Below are 15,380 nucleotides of genomic sequence, written 5' to 3' on the forward strand. Positions count from 1 at the left end.
GTCGATGTCATCCAGTACACAGGCCGCGGCGCCGATGCCGCAGACGCGCGGTGGGATGAGCGTTTTCGAGCGTTATCTGACGCTCTGGGTGTTTCTCTGCATCGTGATCGGCATCGTCCTGGGCCAACTCATGCCCGCCCTATTTCAAACAATCGGGCGCCTCGAAGTCGCGCAGGTCAACTTGCCGGTCGGCTTTTTGATCTGGGTGATGATCATTCCCATGCTGCTCAAGGTGGACTTCGGCGCGCTCGGCCAGGTCAAGCAGCACTGGCGCGGCATTGGCGTGACGCTGTTCATCAACTGGGCCGTCAAGCCGTTTTCGATGGCCTTTCTGGGCTGGCTCTTCATACGCCAGATTTTTTCGGCCTGGTTACCCGCCGACCAGCTGGATAGCTACATTGCCGGCTTGATCCTGCTGGCGGCGGCGCCGTGCACCGCCATGGTGTTCGTCTGGAGCCGCCTGACCGGAGGCGATCCGGTGTTCACGTTGTCCCAGGTCGCATTGAACGACACCATCATGGTGTTTGCCTTCGCGCCCATGGTGGGCTTGCTGCTCGGGCTGTCGGCCATCACCGTGCCGTGGGACACGCTGCTGGTGTCCGTCGGGCTGTACATCGTGATTCCGGTGGTGCTTGCCCAGCTCTGGCGCCGCGCCCTGCTTCGCCGCGGTCAGGCGGTATTCGACGCCGCCCTCGCGCGCATCGGGCCGTTCTCGATGGCGGCGCTGCTGCTGACGCTGGTTCTGCTGTTCGCTTTTCAGGGCGAAGCCATCATTGGCCAACCTTTGATCATTGCGATGCTGGCGGTGCCGATTCTCATCCAGGTGTTTTTCAATTCGGGCCTGGCGTACTGGCTTAACCGCCGCGCGGGAGAAAAGCACAGCATTGCCTGCCCTTCCGCGCTGATCGGCGCATCCAACTTCTTCGAACTGGCCGTGGCGGCCGCGATCAGCCTGTTCGGATTCCATTCTGGCGCGGCATTGGCCACCGTGGTGGGCGTGCTCATCGAGGTGCCCGTAATGCTGCTTGTCGTGCGGATCGTCAATCGGACCAAGGGTTGGTACGAGGCCGGCGCCATCCGGCGCTGAGCGGTGGCCGCCGGCCTGCCCGACATTCCTTAGACAGAGGTTTTCATGAGTTCCATCACGATTTATCACAACCCGGCCTGCGGCACGTCTCGCAACGTCCTCGGGTTGATTCGCAACAGCGGCGAAACGCCCACGATCATTGAATACCTGAAGACGCCGCCGGACGCCGCCACGCTGCGGTCGTTGATTGCCGATATGGGCATCCCCGTACGCGAACTGCTGCGCCAGAAAGGCACGCCTTACGACGAATTGGGGCTGTCCGATCCGAAGTGGACAGACGACCAACTGATCGGCTTCATGCTTGAGCACCCGATCCTGATAAATCGGCCGATCGTCGTGACCCCGCTGGGTACGCGGCTGTGCCGGCCGTCGGAGGCCGTGCTGGACATTCTGCCTCAGGCTCAACGCGGCGCCTTCAATAAAGAGGATGGAGAACCGCTGATCGATGCGGAGGGCAACCGTGTCTGACGTGTTTGCGGATCTGCCGAATATCGATCCCGCGCACTTCAAGGCGCCGGCTCCGGCCGCGCTGTTCCCGCCGGCGCGGGCCACGCATGCGCCGCGGTTCCTGCTCTTGTATGGATCGCTGCGCGAGCGCTCGTACAGCCGGTTGGTCGCTGAAGAAGCGGCGTGCTTGCTCGAAGCCCTGGGCGGCGAAACCCGGCTCTTCAATCCCACCGGGCTGCCGCTGGTCGATGACGCCACGGAGAATCATCCCAAGGTCCGAGAGCTTCACGAGCTTGTCCAGTGGGCCGAAGGCATGATCTGGAGCTCGCCCGAGCGTCACGGCGCGATGACGGGATTGATGAAGACGCAGATCGACTGGATCCCGTTGTCGGTGGGCGCCGTGCGGCCCACCCAGGGCAAGACGCTGGCGGTCATGCAGGTTTCGGGCGGATCGCAGTCGTTCAACGCGGTGAACCAGATGCGTATCCTGGGCCGTTGGATGCGGATGTTGACCATTCCCAATCAATCGTCCGTCGCCAAGGCCTACCAGGAGTTCGACGATCGCGGGCGCATGAAGCCCTCCCCTTACTACGATCGGATCGTCGATGTGGTCGAGGAGCTGATGAAGTTCACGTTGCTCACGCGGGATACAAGCCCTTATATGGTGGATCGCTACAGCGAACGCAAGGAAGCCGGCATGAAGAGCCGGCTTCCTTCCGTCGCTTAGACCGGAATTTCAGGCGTTACCCCTTCTTCGACGCGGCGTACTTCGCCTTGTTGGCTTCGTTCGGTGGATACAAGCCCGGCAGCACGGCGCCGTTGTTGACTTCGTCCATGATCCAGCCTTCAAAGCGCTCCTGCTCAACGGCCGCATCGACCACGTCGGCCAGCAGCGCGGCTGGGATGACGACGGCGCCGTCCTGGTCGGCGACGATCACGTCATCGGGAAAGACGGCCACGCCGCCGCAGGCGACGGGCTGCTGCCAGTCCACGAAGGTCAGGCCGGCCACCGAGGGCGGCGCTGCCGCCCCGCTCGCCCACACGGGCAGCTTGGTTCCCAGTACACCGGCCAGGTCGCGCACGACGCCGTCGGTTACCAGGCCAGCCACGCCGCGCTTTGCCATGCGGGCGCACAGGATGTCGCCCCAGATACCGGCGTCTTTCACGCCCATGGCGTCGACCACCGCGATGCAGCCGGAGGGCATCTGCTCGATGGCGCCGCGGCTGGATTTGGGCGAGGACCAGGACTCCGGCGTGGCCAGGTCTTCGCGGGCGGGCACGAAGCGCACGGTGAACGCGCGGCCGACGATGCGGTCCAGGCCCTGGGCCAGCGGGAACGCGCCGCGAATCCAGACGTTACGCAGCCCTTTCTTCAATAGGATGGTGGTCAACGTGGCCGTCGTGACGCCGGAAAGCGCCTTGAAATAAACCTCATCGGAAACCGTCATGTATTTCTCCAGGTGAAATTGGAACTGGCGCTCAGCTTGAGCGCGCGCTTTCCCGTGATGCCCAAATCCATTGTTCCAGCCTTTTTAGTCAAGGGTGTCGCAAGTATCGCGCAGACGTTTGCACGCCTGCGCCAGCCGCTCGTCCGACGTCGCGAATGAAATGCGGAAGTAGCCTTCAGCGCCAAATGCGCTGCCCGGCACGACGGCGACATGCGCCGCTTCGAGAAAGAACTGGCTGACATCCACGTCGCTTTTGAGCACCCTGCCCTGCGGCGTCGTGCGGCCAATCAGCCCTTCGCAGGACGGAAACAAGTAAAACGCGCCTTCTGGCGTGCGGCAGTGAATGCCCTCGATCGCATTGAGCGCATCCAGGCAGTCGTCGCGCCGGCGCTGGAACGCCTGATTGCGCGGTATCAGGAATTCCAGTGGGCCATCCAGCGCCGCGGTTGCCGCCGCCTGAGCGACCGAGCATGGGTTGCTTGTGCTCTGCGATTGAATCGTCGCCATGGCCTGGATCAGCGGCCGGGGTCCCGCGGCATATCCGATGCGCCAACCCGTCATGGCATAGGCCTTGGAGACGCCATTGACGGTCAGTGTGCGGGGGCGGAGTTCAGGGTCCACAGACGCGATGGTCGAGAACTGCCAGCCTTCATAGCGGTTGTGCTCGTACATGTCGTCCGTCATGATCCACACGTGCGGATGACGCGCCAGTTCAATGGCAAGCGCCGCCAGATCGGCGCGCGAGTAGCCGGCGCCCGTGGGATTGCTGGGCGAATTGAGAATGATCCATTTGGTCTTGGCCGTGATCGCGTGGCGCAGCTGTTCCGGCTTGATCTTGAAGTCCTGCGAGGCCGGGCAAGCGACCTCGACGGGCACGCCGCCCGCAAGCCGCACCATGTCCGGGTAGGACACCCAATAGGGAGCCGGGATGATGACCTCGTCTCCCGGATTGATGGTCGCCAGGAGCGCATTGAAGATGACCTGCTTTCCGCCCGTGCCCACGCTGATTTCCGCGGGATCGTAGGAAATGCTGTTGTCGCGCCAGAACTTGCGGGCGATCGCTTCCTTCAATTCGCGCGTTCCGTCGACGTCCGTGTAGCGGGTGGCGCCGGCGTCGATGGCCTCTTTCGCGGCGACGCGGATGTGCTCCGGGGTCGGGAAATCAGGCTCGCCCTGCGATAGGCCGATGACGTCGATGCCGCGCCGCCGCATGTCCCCCGCTATTTTGGTAATGACCAGTGTGGGGGAAGGCTTTACTGCGCCAAGGAGGTGGGAAAGCATCGTCGTCTCGCGGGTCTGGATCGATCAATGCAGGAAGTCTAGAACTGCGATTAGTCCATGAAAAGCGATATATTTCACATCTGAGCATCAATTATTTCGATTAGATGCGGGCTGCCAGAGACAAAATCGCAGGCACGATACGCGCTGTCGCTGCCCCCGTGTCTGTGTCACGGGCGAGATCGCACCGCGTGCGGCGTCCCAGAGTCAGTCTCGAGCCCTTCAGGTATCCGCTGGCGCTCACAACTTGACCGGAATCAATATTCTCGCCGCGCGTCCGCTGATACTGGTTTCGTGCCCAATTTTCACGGAGACCAGCATGTACGAGCGAATCCTTGTTCCCATCGACGGCAGCGCCACCTCGCAGATCGGCTTGAACGAGGCCATCCGGCTGGCCAAGCTGACCGGGGCGCGCATCCGTCTGATACACGTCATCGACGAGCTGTCCTTTGCCCTGACCACCGATGCCTATAGTTATCACGCGGGCGAACTCCTGGATCTGATGCGCCGCAACGGCGCGAAGATGCTGGAGACGGCGCAAGGCACCGTCCGCGATGCAGGCATCGAAGCGGATACCGCGCTCTACGAGAATCTGGACCGGACCGTCCAGCAGCGGGTGCTGGATGAGGCGGCAGCATGGAAAGCCGATCTGATCGTGATCGGCACGCACGGCCGCCGCGGCGCGCGGCGTCTGCTTCTGGGCAGCAGCGCCGAAGGCATCCTGCGCGGGGCGTCGGTGCCGGTCTTGCTGCTGCGGGCTCCCGAAGGCGTTTCCTGATCCGGGGCGTTTCATGCTCCTGCCGCAGCCGGCGTGCGTGAATGTGCTGCTTGACCGGTACGCGGCGTGCGCAGAGCACGATGCCGCGCAGGTGTACGCGCGCGTCGCCCTGGCGCTCGCCCAGGCGGAGACGCCGGCACGGCGGGCGTCCGCCGCCGCGGCGTTTCTTCAGAACATGCGGGACGGCGCGATCGGTGCGGGGCGGATCATGGCAAACGCCGGCACGCAGGCACACGCGACCATGGTCAATTGTTTCGTGCAGCCGGTGGGTGGCCCCGATGCCTCACTCTCCTTCCAGGCCGGTCTGCAGCAGGCGCTTGAGACATTGGCCATGGGCGGCGGGGTCGGGTACGATTTTTCGTCGCTGCCCCCGCTGGCGGCGGGATCCCCTGGGCGGGCAGACGCCCCGACGGTCCACGAAGCAATCGATCAGTACGACGCGGCGTGCGCCCGCCTGGCATTCGAGGGCAGCCGCCGCGGCGCCCAAATGGCGGTTCTATCCTGTGCGCATCCCGACATCCTCGATTTCGCCCGGGCCAAGCACGGCCGCCGGCGCTGGCGCACCTTCAATATTTCGGTCGCGGTCAGCGACGCGTTTCTTGCCGCGGTGCAGCGCGACGAGCCCTGGCCGCTGGTTCATCGCACCCCGCCCGGCCAAGCGGCGATCGACGCGGGCGCATTCCAGCGAACCGACGGCCTTTGGCAGTATCGCCAGGATTCGGCACGGCGCTTATGGGATGCCATCGCGCGCGAGGCCGTCCACAGCGCCGAACCGGGGTTGCTGTTCATCGACACCATCGCGCGCGCCAACAACCTGCACGCCCTCGAGACGATCCGGGCAACCAATCCGTGTGGCGAGCAGCCGCTGCCCGACTATGGATGCTGCGTGCTCGGCCCCATCAACCTGACACGCTTGGTCGAGCACCCATTTGGACTGGGCGGCCCCGCCAACGTGAACCTGGCAAAGCTGGCCAGCATGGTCCGCATACAGGTGCGCATGCTCGATAACGTGATCGCGTTGACGCATTGGCCCCTGCCCGCCCAACAGGCGCAGGCATTGTCCACGCGCAGGATAGGCGTGGGTGTGACCGGGCTGGCGGACATGCTAGCGATGCTGCAATTGCGGTACGACAGCGCCGCCGGCCGCCAGGCCGCAAGCGAAGTGGCCCGGTGCATCCGGGACAGCGCCTACGCGGCGTCGGCGGCACTGGCCCGGGAACGCGGGCCGTTTCCCCTTTACCGCGCAGCGGACTACCTGTCGGACGGCGCCATCGGCGATGCGCTTGCCGCCGAGGTACGCGTTGCCGTGCGCCGGCATGGGTTGCGAAACAGCCATCTGGTGTCGTATGCGCCCACCGGCAGCGTCAGCCATGCCTTTGCGGACAATTGCTCCAGCGGGATCGAACCGGCTTTCGGCTGGACTTACCGCCGCCGCGTGATGCTGGGCGCCGCTGCGGTTGACGTGCCGCTTGAGAACCATGCGTGGCGCCAATGGAACCTGCATTTTGCCCGCAAGCCTTTGCCCGACTATTTCCGCACCGCGCAGCAGGTAGCGCCTGAAGACCACGTGGCGATGGTGGGCGTCTTGCAACCTTTCGTGGACGCCTCCATTTCGAAGACGGTGCCCGTGCCGTCCGACTGCAGCGTCGAACGCGCGCAGGCGTTGTTCATGTCAGCATTCAAGCTCGGGCTCAAGGGGATTACTCTCTTTCGGCCAGACCCCGCGCTTGCGGCGGTGCTGGGCACGGCAACCTCGGGGGCTGACGCCCTGGCAACGCCAAGCGCCTGCGAAGGGTGCGCATGAGAGCCCCCCCCGGCACCCGGGATCCGCTGCGCCTCAGGGCAGCAGCACGGCCGTCGCCTGGATGCGCCCCGCCCGCAGGTCGTCCAACGCGCGATTTGCGTCCTCAAGCCGATACGTGCGGACATCGGCACCCAGATCCCACGCGTGCGCCTTGCCCAGAAATTCTCTTCCGTCCTCACGCGTCAGGTTGGCGACGGACGAGAGCGAACGTTCGCCCCAAAGCAGGCGGTAGGGAAATGCCGGGATGTCCGACATGTGGATGCCCGCGCACACCACGCATCCGCCCGGGCGCACCGCGCCCAGCGCTGACGGCACCAGCGCGCCGACCGGCGCGAACAAGATCGCCCCATCCAGGGGTACTGGCGCGGGTTCGCTGCTGTTGCCAGCCCAAGTCGCGCCCATCGCAAGCGCATGCGCTTGCGCTGCCACATCGCCGGTGCGGGTAAAGGCGTACACCTCGCGGTTCAGATGGCGGCAGGCCTGTGTCAGGAGCCGTGCCGCAGAACCGAAACCGTAAAGCCCCAGCCGCTGGGCATCGCCGGTTGCCCGCAATGCCCGCCAGCCAATCAGGCCGGCGCAGAGCCACGGCGCCATCCGCGCCGGGGCTCTGGCCGCTGGCAAGGGAAACAAATAGTCAGCATGCGCCAGCATGTGCGTGGCAAAGCCGCCGTCCTGTGTGTAGCCGGTAAACAGAGCCTCGCTGCAGAGATTTTCCAGGCCGGCGCGGCAGAACGTGCATTGTCCGCACGTGCGCGCCAGCCAGGCCGCACCCATGCGGCGCCCCAGCATCGCCGTGTCGACGCCAGCCCCGACCGATTCCACGACGCCTACGACTTCATGGCCCGGAATGATGGGATACCTGAGGTTGGGCAGCTCGCCGTCCAGGACATGCAGATCCGTGCGGCAGACCGCGCATGCCAATACGCGCAATCTGACCTGGCCGGGGCCGGGCTGCGGCGTCTCGCATGTTTCCAGCGTCAGGGGCAGCCCCGGCGCTTGCAGGACCATCGCCTTCATGGGGTGCGGACCAGCAAGACGGGGACAGGCGCCATCCGCACGACGCCTTCCGCGCTGCTGCCCAGCATCGCGCGGCGCAGGCCATGGTGGCCATGCGTGCCCAACACGATCAGGTCCGCGTTGAAGGCCTGCGCGGCCCGCAGGATGCGCGCGGGCGTCGGCATGGCGTCCTCATCCAGAAGCGTCGCCTCTGCGTTGACGCCGGCCGCCGCGGCGTCAGCCTTGGCGCGCTTCAGCAGGTTGGCGCCCGCTTCTTTCCGGCTGGCCTTCAGCGTGCGCAGGGCATCCTCGGCGTAGGGGTTGTCCTCCAGGACTGCCGGCGGATCCTCCAGCGCATGCACGACAAGGAGCGAGGCGCCGGCTTCCCGGCTGATCCGGATCGCCTCCTCCAATGCCCGGTCGGATGCGTGCGAGCCGTCGATGGCGGCAAGGATACGGCGGTACATGGGCTATCCAGATCGGCGGCGCAGCAATCGCCTAATGGGACAGAAGGACGGGAACCGTCATCGCGCTGAGCAGCGACCGCGTGGCTCCGCCCATCACAAGCTGCCGCATCCGGCTGTGCCCATATCCGCCCATCACGATGAGATCCGCACTGAAATCCGCGGCCGCCGTCAGAATCACGTCGCCGATGTCTCCGTGGCGGACGTCGCGCATCTGGTGGACGGGCTGGGGAAACCCGTGGCAGATGCAGTAGGCGACGAGGTCCTCGAAGGGAACGTCCGAAGGCTGCTGCAAGGGGAATCCCTCGTCCAGGGACAACACCTGCAAAGCCGCGGCATTGCGCAGCAGCGGCGCGGCGTCGGCGATGGCCCGCGCCGCCTCGCGGCCGCGGTCCCAGCAGTACAGCACCCGGCCGCCGATCGTGCTGAACGTCCCGGCGATGGGCAGCACGATGACGGGCCGGCCCGAGGTGAGGATCACCTGCTCGACGAAATCGTTGCCCGTGGCCGCTTCGAGATCCTTCAGGTTGTTCTGCCCCACCACGACGACATCCGAGGAACGCGCGTGCCGGGAAACGCACTCCGCGGGCGTGCCCCACTCGCCTTGCCGCCATGCCGCCGCAACGCCGGCGTGCTCGGCAGCCTCGCTGAACGCCTTCTGGACGGCAGTGCGCGCCTTTTCGTGGATCTGGACCGCCCGATCCATCCCCCTCACCCACAACCCGGCTTCGTCATAGAAATAGCCCGGCGCGACGTAGCTGGCGTATATCCCTGTCAGGTGGGCGTCATGGGCCTTGGCCAGACGCAGACAGAAATCGAGCCGGCGCGAACAATCGGCGCCCTGGTCCAGATGGACAGCGATTCGACGGAACATGGTGACCTCCGGTGGCAGTAAGTGGCTGAGGACTGCCTGCACGCGTCTCACACGCTGCGGCGCTCCCTTGACTGGCTGGCGGGGCAACGTCCTCTTGCATAGGCTTCATCTTGCGCGGGTGCGCCTGGCAAATATTGACCTTCGTCAACGCGCGAGCGGGGACGCCGCTGTCGGGGTGGGGCCGAAACCTTGATTCCAGTCAATGGCCGGGGCATCATTCGCGTCATGATGGTTGCAGGCAGCCGAGGCTGCGCCTTTCCTACCCCCAAATGTTGAGGCCACTGTGAAGAACGTACTCATTCCCATCGACGGCTCCGAAAACGCCTTGCGTGCCGTGAAGTACATGATCGATCACATCCGTGAGCATGGCGACTGCGCGATCCACCTGCTGAACGTGCAAATACCCATTGTGTCGGGCGCCGTCCGCGCGTTCGTCACGCCGGAAATGATCCGGGACTACTACGAGGATGAATCCAGCGCCGCGCTCGCCGAGGCGCGGTCGGTCCTGGATGCCGCCGGGGTCAGCTATCAAACGCAGATGCGCGTGGGGCCCGTGGCCGCAACGATCACCACCTATGCCGCCGAACAGCACTGCGACCACATCGTCATGGGTTCGCGGGGGCTAGGAGCCGCAGGCAGCCTGCTGCTCGGGTCGGTGGCGCTGAAAGTGCTGCACACCGCCCACATACCGGTCGTCATGATCAATTGACCAGGCGGGCCCGGCCTTGCCCGCCCGCTGTCCGGGCGGCCTGGGCCGGGCCCGCCCTTCCCTGCCGAGCGCCGCGCCGGATCAGTTCAACACGGCGGTTTCGGACGGCTCGACAGGATGGCAGCGCCAGCCAAGCTCGTCCTTGATGCGCAGGCGCAGCGCGTCGGCGGCCGCGGGTTCTCCGTGCACGATGTAGGTATGCCGGGGCGCGCTTGAGAATCCACGAAGCCAGCGCAGGATCTCGTCGGCGTCCGCATGCGCCGACAACATCGACAGGTTGTCCACCTCGGCGCGCACCGGCACATATTCTCCATGTATCTTGACTTGACGGGCGCCATCCAGCATGGCGGCCCCGCGCGTTCCCATCGCCTGGAAGCCGGCAAAGAGGATCGTGTTTCTAGGGTCTCTGGCGTAGTGCTTGAGATGGTGAATGACCCGTCCGCCCGTGGCCATGCCGCTGGCCGAAAGAATGATCTTGGGCATTGGCGAGCGGTCCAGCGCCTTGGATTGTTCGACGTCAGTGACGCAGGTGGCAACGCCGAACGCGGCCCTGGCATCCGCACGCGGCAATCGCTGATCGGCGGTATGCCGTAGATAGACGTCGACCGCGCTGCTGGCCATCGGACTATCCAGGTAGATGGGCAGATCGCGAGGGATGCTTCCGGCCAGCCTGAGCCGCCACAAATGAAACAACAGGAGCTGGGCTCGGCCGACGGCAAACGCCGGAATCACAAGGGAGCCCCCTCGCCGGATGGTGCGCTGGATGATGCCGGCCAGCGTGTCCGGCACGCTTTGCGTGCCGTGGCTGCGATTGCCGTAGGTCGATTCGACAATCAGATGATCCGCCTGCGTCACGGACGCGGGCGGCGGCATCAGCGGGTCGTCATAGCGGCCCAGGTCGCCGGAAAAAACCAGTCGTCCACCCGGGTAATCGAGTTCGACGATGGCGGCGCCCAGGACGTGGCCGGCGCGCGAGAACCGGACCTGCATTCCCCCCGGAAGCGGCGTCGGCGCATCGAACGGGACCGGGCGGAGCGCGGCGATCGCTCTGCGCGCGTCGGCTACCGTGTACAGCGGCAGCGCGGGACGATGGCGCGACAGGCCGTGGCGGTTCAGGTAATCGGCATCGGCTTCCTGCAAGTGGGCGCTATCCAGCAAAAGCAATTCGCACAGGTCGCGCGTCCCTTCGGAGCAATAGATCGGGCCGGCGAAACCCTCCCGCACGAGCCTGGGCAGATACCCCGAATGGTCCAGGTGCGCGTGCGACAGCAGCACGGCTTCGATTTTCGAGGGCGCCACGGGAAACGGCGCCCAGTTGAGCAGCCGTAGCGGCTTGAGTCCCTGGAACAACCCGCAATCCATCAGGATCAGCCGCCCGGACGCATCCAGCAGATGACGCGAGCCGGTCACGGTGCCGGCGGCCCCGCAAAAGTGTATGCGCAGCTTCTCTGTCATGGATCGACTCCTGACTGTCTGACCAAGTTTTCGCTAATAAGCAGCATTGATGTGGCAGGCCCATCCTTGCTTGACCAATATCAAGATAACCGCCGGGCGCGAGATCAACATAGGACCGACAAGCAAACCGGCGTGGGGCGTGCCCCCGCCACCCAGGAGAAATGCCATGAAAGCGCGCGACCTCATGACCGCGACCCCATACTGCGTATCCCCGCGTACCCCGGTTTCGCAGATTATGCGTGCCATGCTGGATCGAGACATCAGCGCCGTGATGGTGACGGGCGACGACGGCGCGTTGATCGGTGTGGTCAGCGAAGGCGATCTGGTGCGGCGCCAGGACAGCGCGCATCAGAGAAAGGTGAACCACTGGCTATCGCTCCTGGCAGAAGGCGAGGCACTGAATCTGGAATTTCTGCACAGCCTTCAACTGGGCGAGCAGACGGCATCGGCCGTGATGAGCAGCCCTGCCATCACGGTGGATGAGTCCGCCGACCTGTCCGAAATTGCAGATGTGCTGCTCAAGCGCGGGATCAAGCGGGTTCCCGTGGTCCGGCAGGGAAAACTGGTCGGCGTGGTCAGCCGCCGGGACATTCTTCAGGCGCTGCTGGCCCAGGAAGTCTGAGGCCGTCGTTGCGGCCAGGAGTGAACGCCATGCGGATCGGCATCGTCTTTTATTCACGCACCGGCACAGGACGCACCGTGGCCGAGCGGCTGGCATCGATCACGGGATGGGAGGTCCACGAAGTGCGGGACGCATCCTCACGCATCGGGTTGGCTGGCGACCTTCGCTGCGTCACCGATTGCCTCTTCAAGCGCCAACCCGAGATTCGCTATGCCGGCCCTGCCCTGGACCAGTTCGACCACGTGATCCTGATCGCGCCAGTCTGGCTTCGATCGCTCGCGGCCCCCATGCGCTCGTTCCTGATGACGCAGGGGCGGCTGATCAAGACCTACTCCGTCATTTGCGTGATGTCGGGCTATGGCGGATTCCGGGCTGTCGATGATATCGCCGCCGTCGTGGGCGCAAAGCCCCGCGGCATTCTCCTGCTCAAGCAGTACGACGTGTTGGCCGAAGAGTGCGACGCGTCCCTTTGCCGGTTCAAGGAAAGGACGCTCGCGGCCTGGGAATCGGGCGGGAGCGACTCGCTGCTGTCGGCCGTTGACTAAGCGGCGCTCGGGCACAAGTCCAAGCCCCGCTGACCAGATCCGCCGCCTGCACTAGTGCACGTGGCGGTAGCCCACGCGCGACGCTCGCCGCTTGCGGAATTGTGTGTTGCAATGGACAAGTTCCCCCTGGAAGGGCGATCCCGGCACCCACATATCCAGCAATGAAGCTCTCCTCTGGCGCGCCTCCGCTGCTCGATATCATCCAGTCCGCCACAGAACCGATCATCACGATCGACGCGTTGCAACACATCGTGATGTTCAACGCTGCGGCGGAACGCGTGTTCATGCTTTCCGCCGACCAGGCCATCGGCGCCAGCGTGGACATCCTGATCCCGCTGCGCTTTCGAGCCGTTCATGCCAAGCATGTCGGCCGCTTCATGACCACCGGAATTTCCGATCGCCAGATGGGCCTGGGCGCGCCGCTATGGGGCCTTCGGTCCAACGGCGAAGAGTTTCCGATGGAGGCTTCGATATCGCAAACCTGCACCAGCGCCGGCGTGTACCTGTCGATCTTTCTGCGCGACATCACGGAGCGCCAGCGTATCGACCAGGCCTTGAGAGCGTCCCGGGACGAGCTGACCCGCCTGTCCAATGCCCTGCTTCACGTGCGCGAGCAGGAAAAGAAGCACATTGCGCGCGAGCTCCATGACGACCTGGGCCAAAGCCTGACGGCGCTGACGATGGAGCTGTCCCAACTTGAAGCGATTCTGGCGTCCGACAACGTCGAGGCACGCGAGCGCGTGCGGTCCATGCGGCAGCTCATCAAGGCCACGTTCAAATCGCTGCGCCGCATCGCCTCTGACCTGCGGCCCGTCATGCTCGACGACCTTGGACTGGCAGCGGCGGTCGAATGGCTGGTGGCCAATTTCGTTTCGCGCTATGGCGTGGATACGGAATCGGACATCCGGATCGGCCCCGCCGAACCGGCAAAGCAGGTCGCCACCACCCTGTTCCGCGTCGTGCAGGAGGCGCTGACCAATATCGCCAAGCATGCGCAGGCCAGCGCCGTCCATGTGCGTCTTGTCTGTGACGACTCGCATTGCGCGCTGACCGTGTCCGACAACGGCGTTGGCGCCACACCGGAGAGTCTGGCCAAGAAGTTGCCCCTTTCGCTTGGCCTGCAGGGCATTCGCGAACGGGTCCGCCTGCTGGGCGGCGATGTTTCCGTTCATACCCGCAGGAAAGGCGGGTTTCGCCTGGAGGTGCGCATCCCGGTCCGCCCACCCGACTCGCAATGGGAGGCGACATGATCAACGTCATGCTTGCCGACGACCATACATTGCTGCGCGAAGGCCTGAGGCGGCTGCTCGAGCAGGCCGCAGATATCCGCGTCGGCGGCGAAGCCGGCAACGGCAACGAAGCGCTGAACCTTCTGGCCGAGGGGCAATGGGATCTTCTGGTGCTGGACATGTCGATGCCCGGGCGCGACGGCGTCGATCTGATCCGGCACATCAAAAACTCCCACCCGGACGTGCCCATCCTGGTGCTCACGATGCACGGCGAGCAGCAGTACGCCGTCCAGGCGATCAAGGCGGGTGCGGCGGGCTACCTGACCAAGGACAGCGCCAGCGAAGAGCTGGTGCAGGCGGTGCGCAAGGTGGCCGGTGGCGGGCGGTATCTGAGCCAGTCGCTGGCTGAAAGCATTGCATTTGACCGGTACGGGCATGCGGAATCGCTGCCCCACGCGCTCCTTTCCGATCGGGAATTGTCGGTTTTCCGCCATCTGGCGTCGGGCATGAACAATTCGGACATCGCGCAACTGCTGTTCGTGAGCGTCAAGACGGTCAGCACGTATAAAAGCCGGATACTGCTCAAGCTGCACTTGCGCAACCAGTCGGATCTGGTCCGTTACGCGATACGGCACCGGCTCGTCGACGATGACGACGCCCCTTCTCGCTGAGCACGCTGTAGGAATTTGCCTACATCTGTAGGCGTCGTCGGCCAAAACGTGGCGATCTGCGCTGATAGCGCACGGCAGCGCGGCATCCGATACTAGCCCCCATCGCGATACCAACAAAGCGATACGGACAAAGCGATACGGACAAGGCGATCGGCCTGCTGCCGCGTCACCGCCACATCCCCCCGAGGAGCCGCGGGCATGGACTCACCCATCGTTGTCACAAACTACACGGACAGTGCGCCAGGCGTGTCCGCCGATTGCGACCGTTGCGCCCTGGCCCGGATCTGCCGCGCAGGATCGGCCGCGGCCAGGCCCCCCCTGAGCGACACGGTTCGCTGCCGGCGGCTGATTCACCGCGGCGAATCTGTCTACCGCGCGGGAGACGCGTTGCAGAACCTATATGTGCTGCGGTCAGGGTCGGTAAAGCTGCGCGCGACCAACCGGGCCGGCCTCGAGCAGATCATGGGCTTTCCGTCGGCGGGCGCGTTGCTGGGCCTGGATGCCATCGAGAGCGGCACCCATCGCTGCGATGCCATCGCGCTGGAGGATTCGCTCGTCTGCGTACTGCCTTTCTCGGACATCATGGACAGATGCCGGGATGATTTCTCGTGCGCGCAGCAGTTCCACCGCTTGATCGCTCACGATATCGATCAGTACCGGCGGCTGTTGCTGACCCTGGGGTGCATGAAGACCGAGCAGCGGGTCGCCGATTTCCTGGTGGGAATGTCGGACCAGATGTCGGCCAATGGCTACTCTCCCCTCGCCTTCACCTTGAAGATGACGCGCGAGGACATCGCCAATCATCTGGGCATGAAAGTTGAGACGGTCTGCCGAGTGCTGGGCCGCCTGCAGGAGGCGTCGCTGGTCAACGTATCCCGGCGACAGCTCCAGATCCGCGACGTCGATGCGCTGCGGCAGATGAGCAGCGGGTAGGCGTGCCTGCGCCTTGCAGGATGTCGTTCGGAACTTGAGT

The 15,380-nt window shown here is 64.7% G+C and carries 17 protein-coding genes; 11 read left to right on the top strand and 6 right to left on the bottom strand.

Annotation, left to right across the window (positions count from 1 at the left end; translation table 11 throughout):
• Positions 1 to 4: 4 nt before the first annotated feature.
• The 3 genes from arsB to arsH are packed head-to-tail and all read left to right on the top strand — an operon-like array spanning position 5 to position 2,261.
• Positions 5 to 1,087 carry an ACR3 family arsenite efflux transporter gene (gene arsB, locus FBY20_RS24995; protein WP_062839464.1) on the top strand — a complete coding sequence of 361 codons (1,083 nt, stop codon included), beginning with the start codon at positions 5 to 7 and terminating at the stop codon, positions 1,085 to 1,087.
• Between the two features lie 45 nt (positions 1,088 to 1,132).
• Positions 1,133 to 1,555, top strand: coding sequence for an arsenate reductase (glutaredoxin) (arsC, locus tag FBY20_RS25000; protein ID WP_142055218.1), 423 nt, complete (start codon positions 1,133 to 1,135; stop codon positions 1,553 to 1,555).
• Entirely contained in the window at positions 1,548 to 2,261 is a 714-nt protein-coding gene (arsH, locus tag FBY20_RS25005; RefSeq protein WP_142055220.1) for an arsenical resistance protein ArsH, read from the top strand. The genes arsC and arsH overlap by 8 nt, the downstream gene beginning before the upstream one ends.
• A 16-nt stretch (positions 2,262 to 2,277) precedes the next feature.
• Here the strand turns inward: arsH and FBY20_RS25010 are convergent, their stop codons facing one another.
• On the bottom strand, positions 2,278 to 2,982 hold the full coding sequence (locus FBY20_RS25010; protein ID WP_142055222.1) for a ribonuclease activity regulator RraA: 705 nt from the start codon (positions 2,980 to 2,982) through the stop codon (positions 2,278 to 2,280).
• 84 nt (positions 2,983 to 3,066) lie between these two features.
• Positions 3,067 to 4,263, bottom strand: a complete 1,197-nt coding sequence (locus FBY20_RS25015) for a pyridoxal phosphate-dependent aminotransferase (protein WP_142055224.1) — start codon at positions 4,261 to 4,263, stop codon at positions 3,067 to 3,069.
• Between the two features lie 316 nt (positions 4,264 to 4,579).
• Between FBY20_RS25015 and FBY20_RS25020 the strand changes: the two genes are divergently transcribed.
• Together FBY20_RS25020 and FBY20_RS25025 are read left to right on the top strand one after the other, a co-directional pair.
• Positions 4,580 to 5,038 carry a universal stress protein gene (locus FBY20_RS25020; RefSeq protein ID WP_056317900.1) on the top strand — a complete coding sequence of 153 codons (459 nt, stop codon included), beginning with the start codon at positions 4,580 to 4,582 and terminating at the stop codon, positions 5,036 to 5,038.
• A gap of 13 nt (positions 5,039 to 5,051) precedes the next feature.
• A complete protein-coding gene (locus FBY20_RS25025; RefSeq protein ID WP_142055226.1) occupies positions 5,052 to 6,842 on the top strand; it encodes an adenosylcobalamin-dependent ribonucleoside-diphosphate reductase in 1,791 nt (596 codons plus the stop codon).
• 33 nt (positions 6,843 to 6,875) lie between these two features.
• On the opposite strand, the gene FBY20_RS25030 is transcribed toward FBY20_RS25025, so the two are convergent.
• Genes FBY20_RS25030 through FBY20_RS25040 form a run of 3 tightly spaced genes read right to left on the bottom strand, consistent with a single transcriptional unit; the run spans position 6,876 to position 9,176 of the window.
• Complete coding sequence (locus tag FBY20_RS25030) at positions 6,876 to 7,859, bottom strand: zinc-binding alcohol dehydrogenase family protein (protein ID WP_142055228.1); 984 nt, start codon at positions 7,857 to 7,859, stop codon at positions 6,876 to 6,878.
• Positions 7,856 to 8,305, bottom strand: coding sequence for a universal stress protein (locus FBY20_RS25035; protein WP_056317892.1), 450 nt, complete (start codon positions 8,303 to 8,305; stop codon positions 7,856 to 7,858). The genes FBY20_RS25030 and FBY20_RS25035 overlap by 4 nt, the downstream gene beginning before the upstream one ends.
• A gap of 31 nt (positions 8,306 to 8,336) precedes the next feature.
• Positions 8,337 to 9,176, bottom strand: coding sequence for a universal stress protein (locus FBY20_RS25040; RefSeq protein ID WP_056317890.1), 840 nt, complete (start codon positions 9,174 to 9,176; stop codon positions 8,337 to 8,339).
• 283 nt (positions 9,177 to 9,459) lie between these two features.
• Here FBY20_RS25040 and FBY20_RS25045 point away from each other — a divergent pair, with 283 nt between their 5' ends.
• Positions 9,460 to 9,885 (top strand): universal stress protein, encoded by a 426-nt coding sequence (locus tag FBY20_RS25045; protein ID WP_082586192.1) that lies wholly within the window; start codon positions 9,460 to 9,462, stop codon positions 9,883 to 9,885.
• Between the two features lie 81 nt (positions 9,886 to 9,966).
• On the opposite strand, the gene FBY20_RS25050 is transcribed toward FBY20_RS25045, so the two are convergent.
• Positions 9,967 to 11,340 (bottom strand): MBL fold metallo-hydrolase RNA specificity domain-containing protein, encoded by a 1,374-nt coding sequence (locus FBY20_RS25050; RefSeq protein WP_142055230.1) that lies wholly within the window; start codon positions 11,338 to 11,340, stop codon positions 9,967 to 9,969.
• A gap of 166 nt (positions 11,341 to 11,506) precedes the next feature.
• On the opposite strand from FBY20_RS25050, the gene FBY20_RS25055 reads away from it, so the two are divergent.
• The 5 genes from FBY20_RS25055 (at position 11,507) to FBY20_RS25075 (ending at position 15,340) form a co-directional block, all read left to right on the top strand.
• The gene (locus FBY20_RS25055; RefSeq protein WP_056317885.1) at positions 11,507 to 11,962 is read left to right on the top strand and encodes a CBS domain-containing protein; all 456 of its coding nucleotides are present in this window, start codon (positions 11,507 to 11,509) and stop codon (positions 11,960 to 11,962) included.
• Between the two features lie 29 nt (positions 11,963 to 11,991).
• Positions 11,992 to 12,507, top strand: coding sequence for a flavodoxin family protein (locus FBY20_RS25060; RefSeq protein ID WP_142055232.1), 516 nt, complete (start codon positions 11,992 to 11,994; stop codon positions 12,505 to 12,507).
• 161 nt (positions 12,508 to 12,668) lie between these two features.
• A complete protein-coding gene (locus FBY20_RS25065) occupies positions 12,669 to 13,757 on the top strand; it encodes a PAS domain-containing sensor histidine kinase (RefSeq protein WP_142055234.1) in 1,089 nt (362 codons plus the stop codon).
• Positions 13,754 to 14,407 carry a response regulator transcription factor gene (locus tag FBY20_RS25070; protein ID WP_056318770.1) on the top strand — a complete coding sequence of 218 codons (654 nt, stop codon included), beginning with the start codon at positions 13,754 to 13,756 and terminating at the stop codon, positions 14,405 to 14,407. The genes FBY20_RS25065 and FBY20_RS25070 overlap by 4 nt, the downstream gene beginning before the upstream one ends.
• A 198-nt stretch (positions 14,408 to 14,605) precedes the next feature.
• Positions 14,606 to 15,340, top strand: a complete 735-nt coding sequence (locus FBY20_RS25075) for a helix-turn-helix domain-containing protein (RefSeq protein ID WP_142055236.1) — start codon at positions 14,606 to 14,608, stop codon at positions 15,338 to 15,340.
• Positions 15,341 to 15,380 lie beyond the last annotated feature (40 nt).

Source organism: Achromobacter sp. SLBN-14 (genome assembly GCF_006715415.1).
GTDB lineage: Bacteria > Pseudomonadota > Gammaproteobacteria > Burkholderiales > Burkholderiaceae_B > Achromobacter > Achromobacter mucicolens.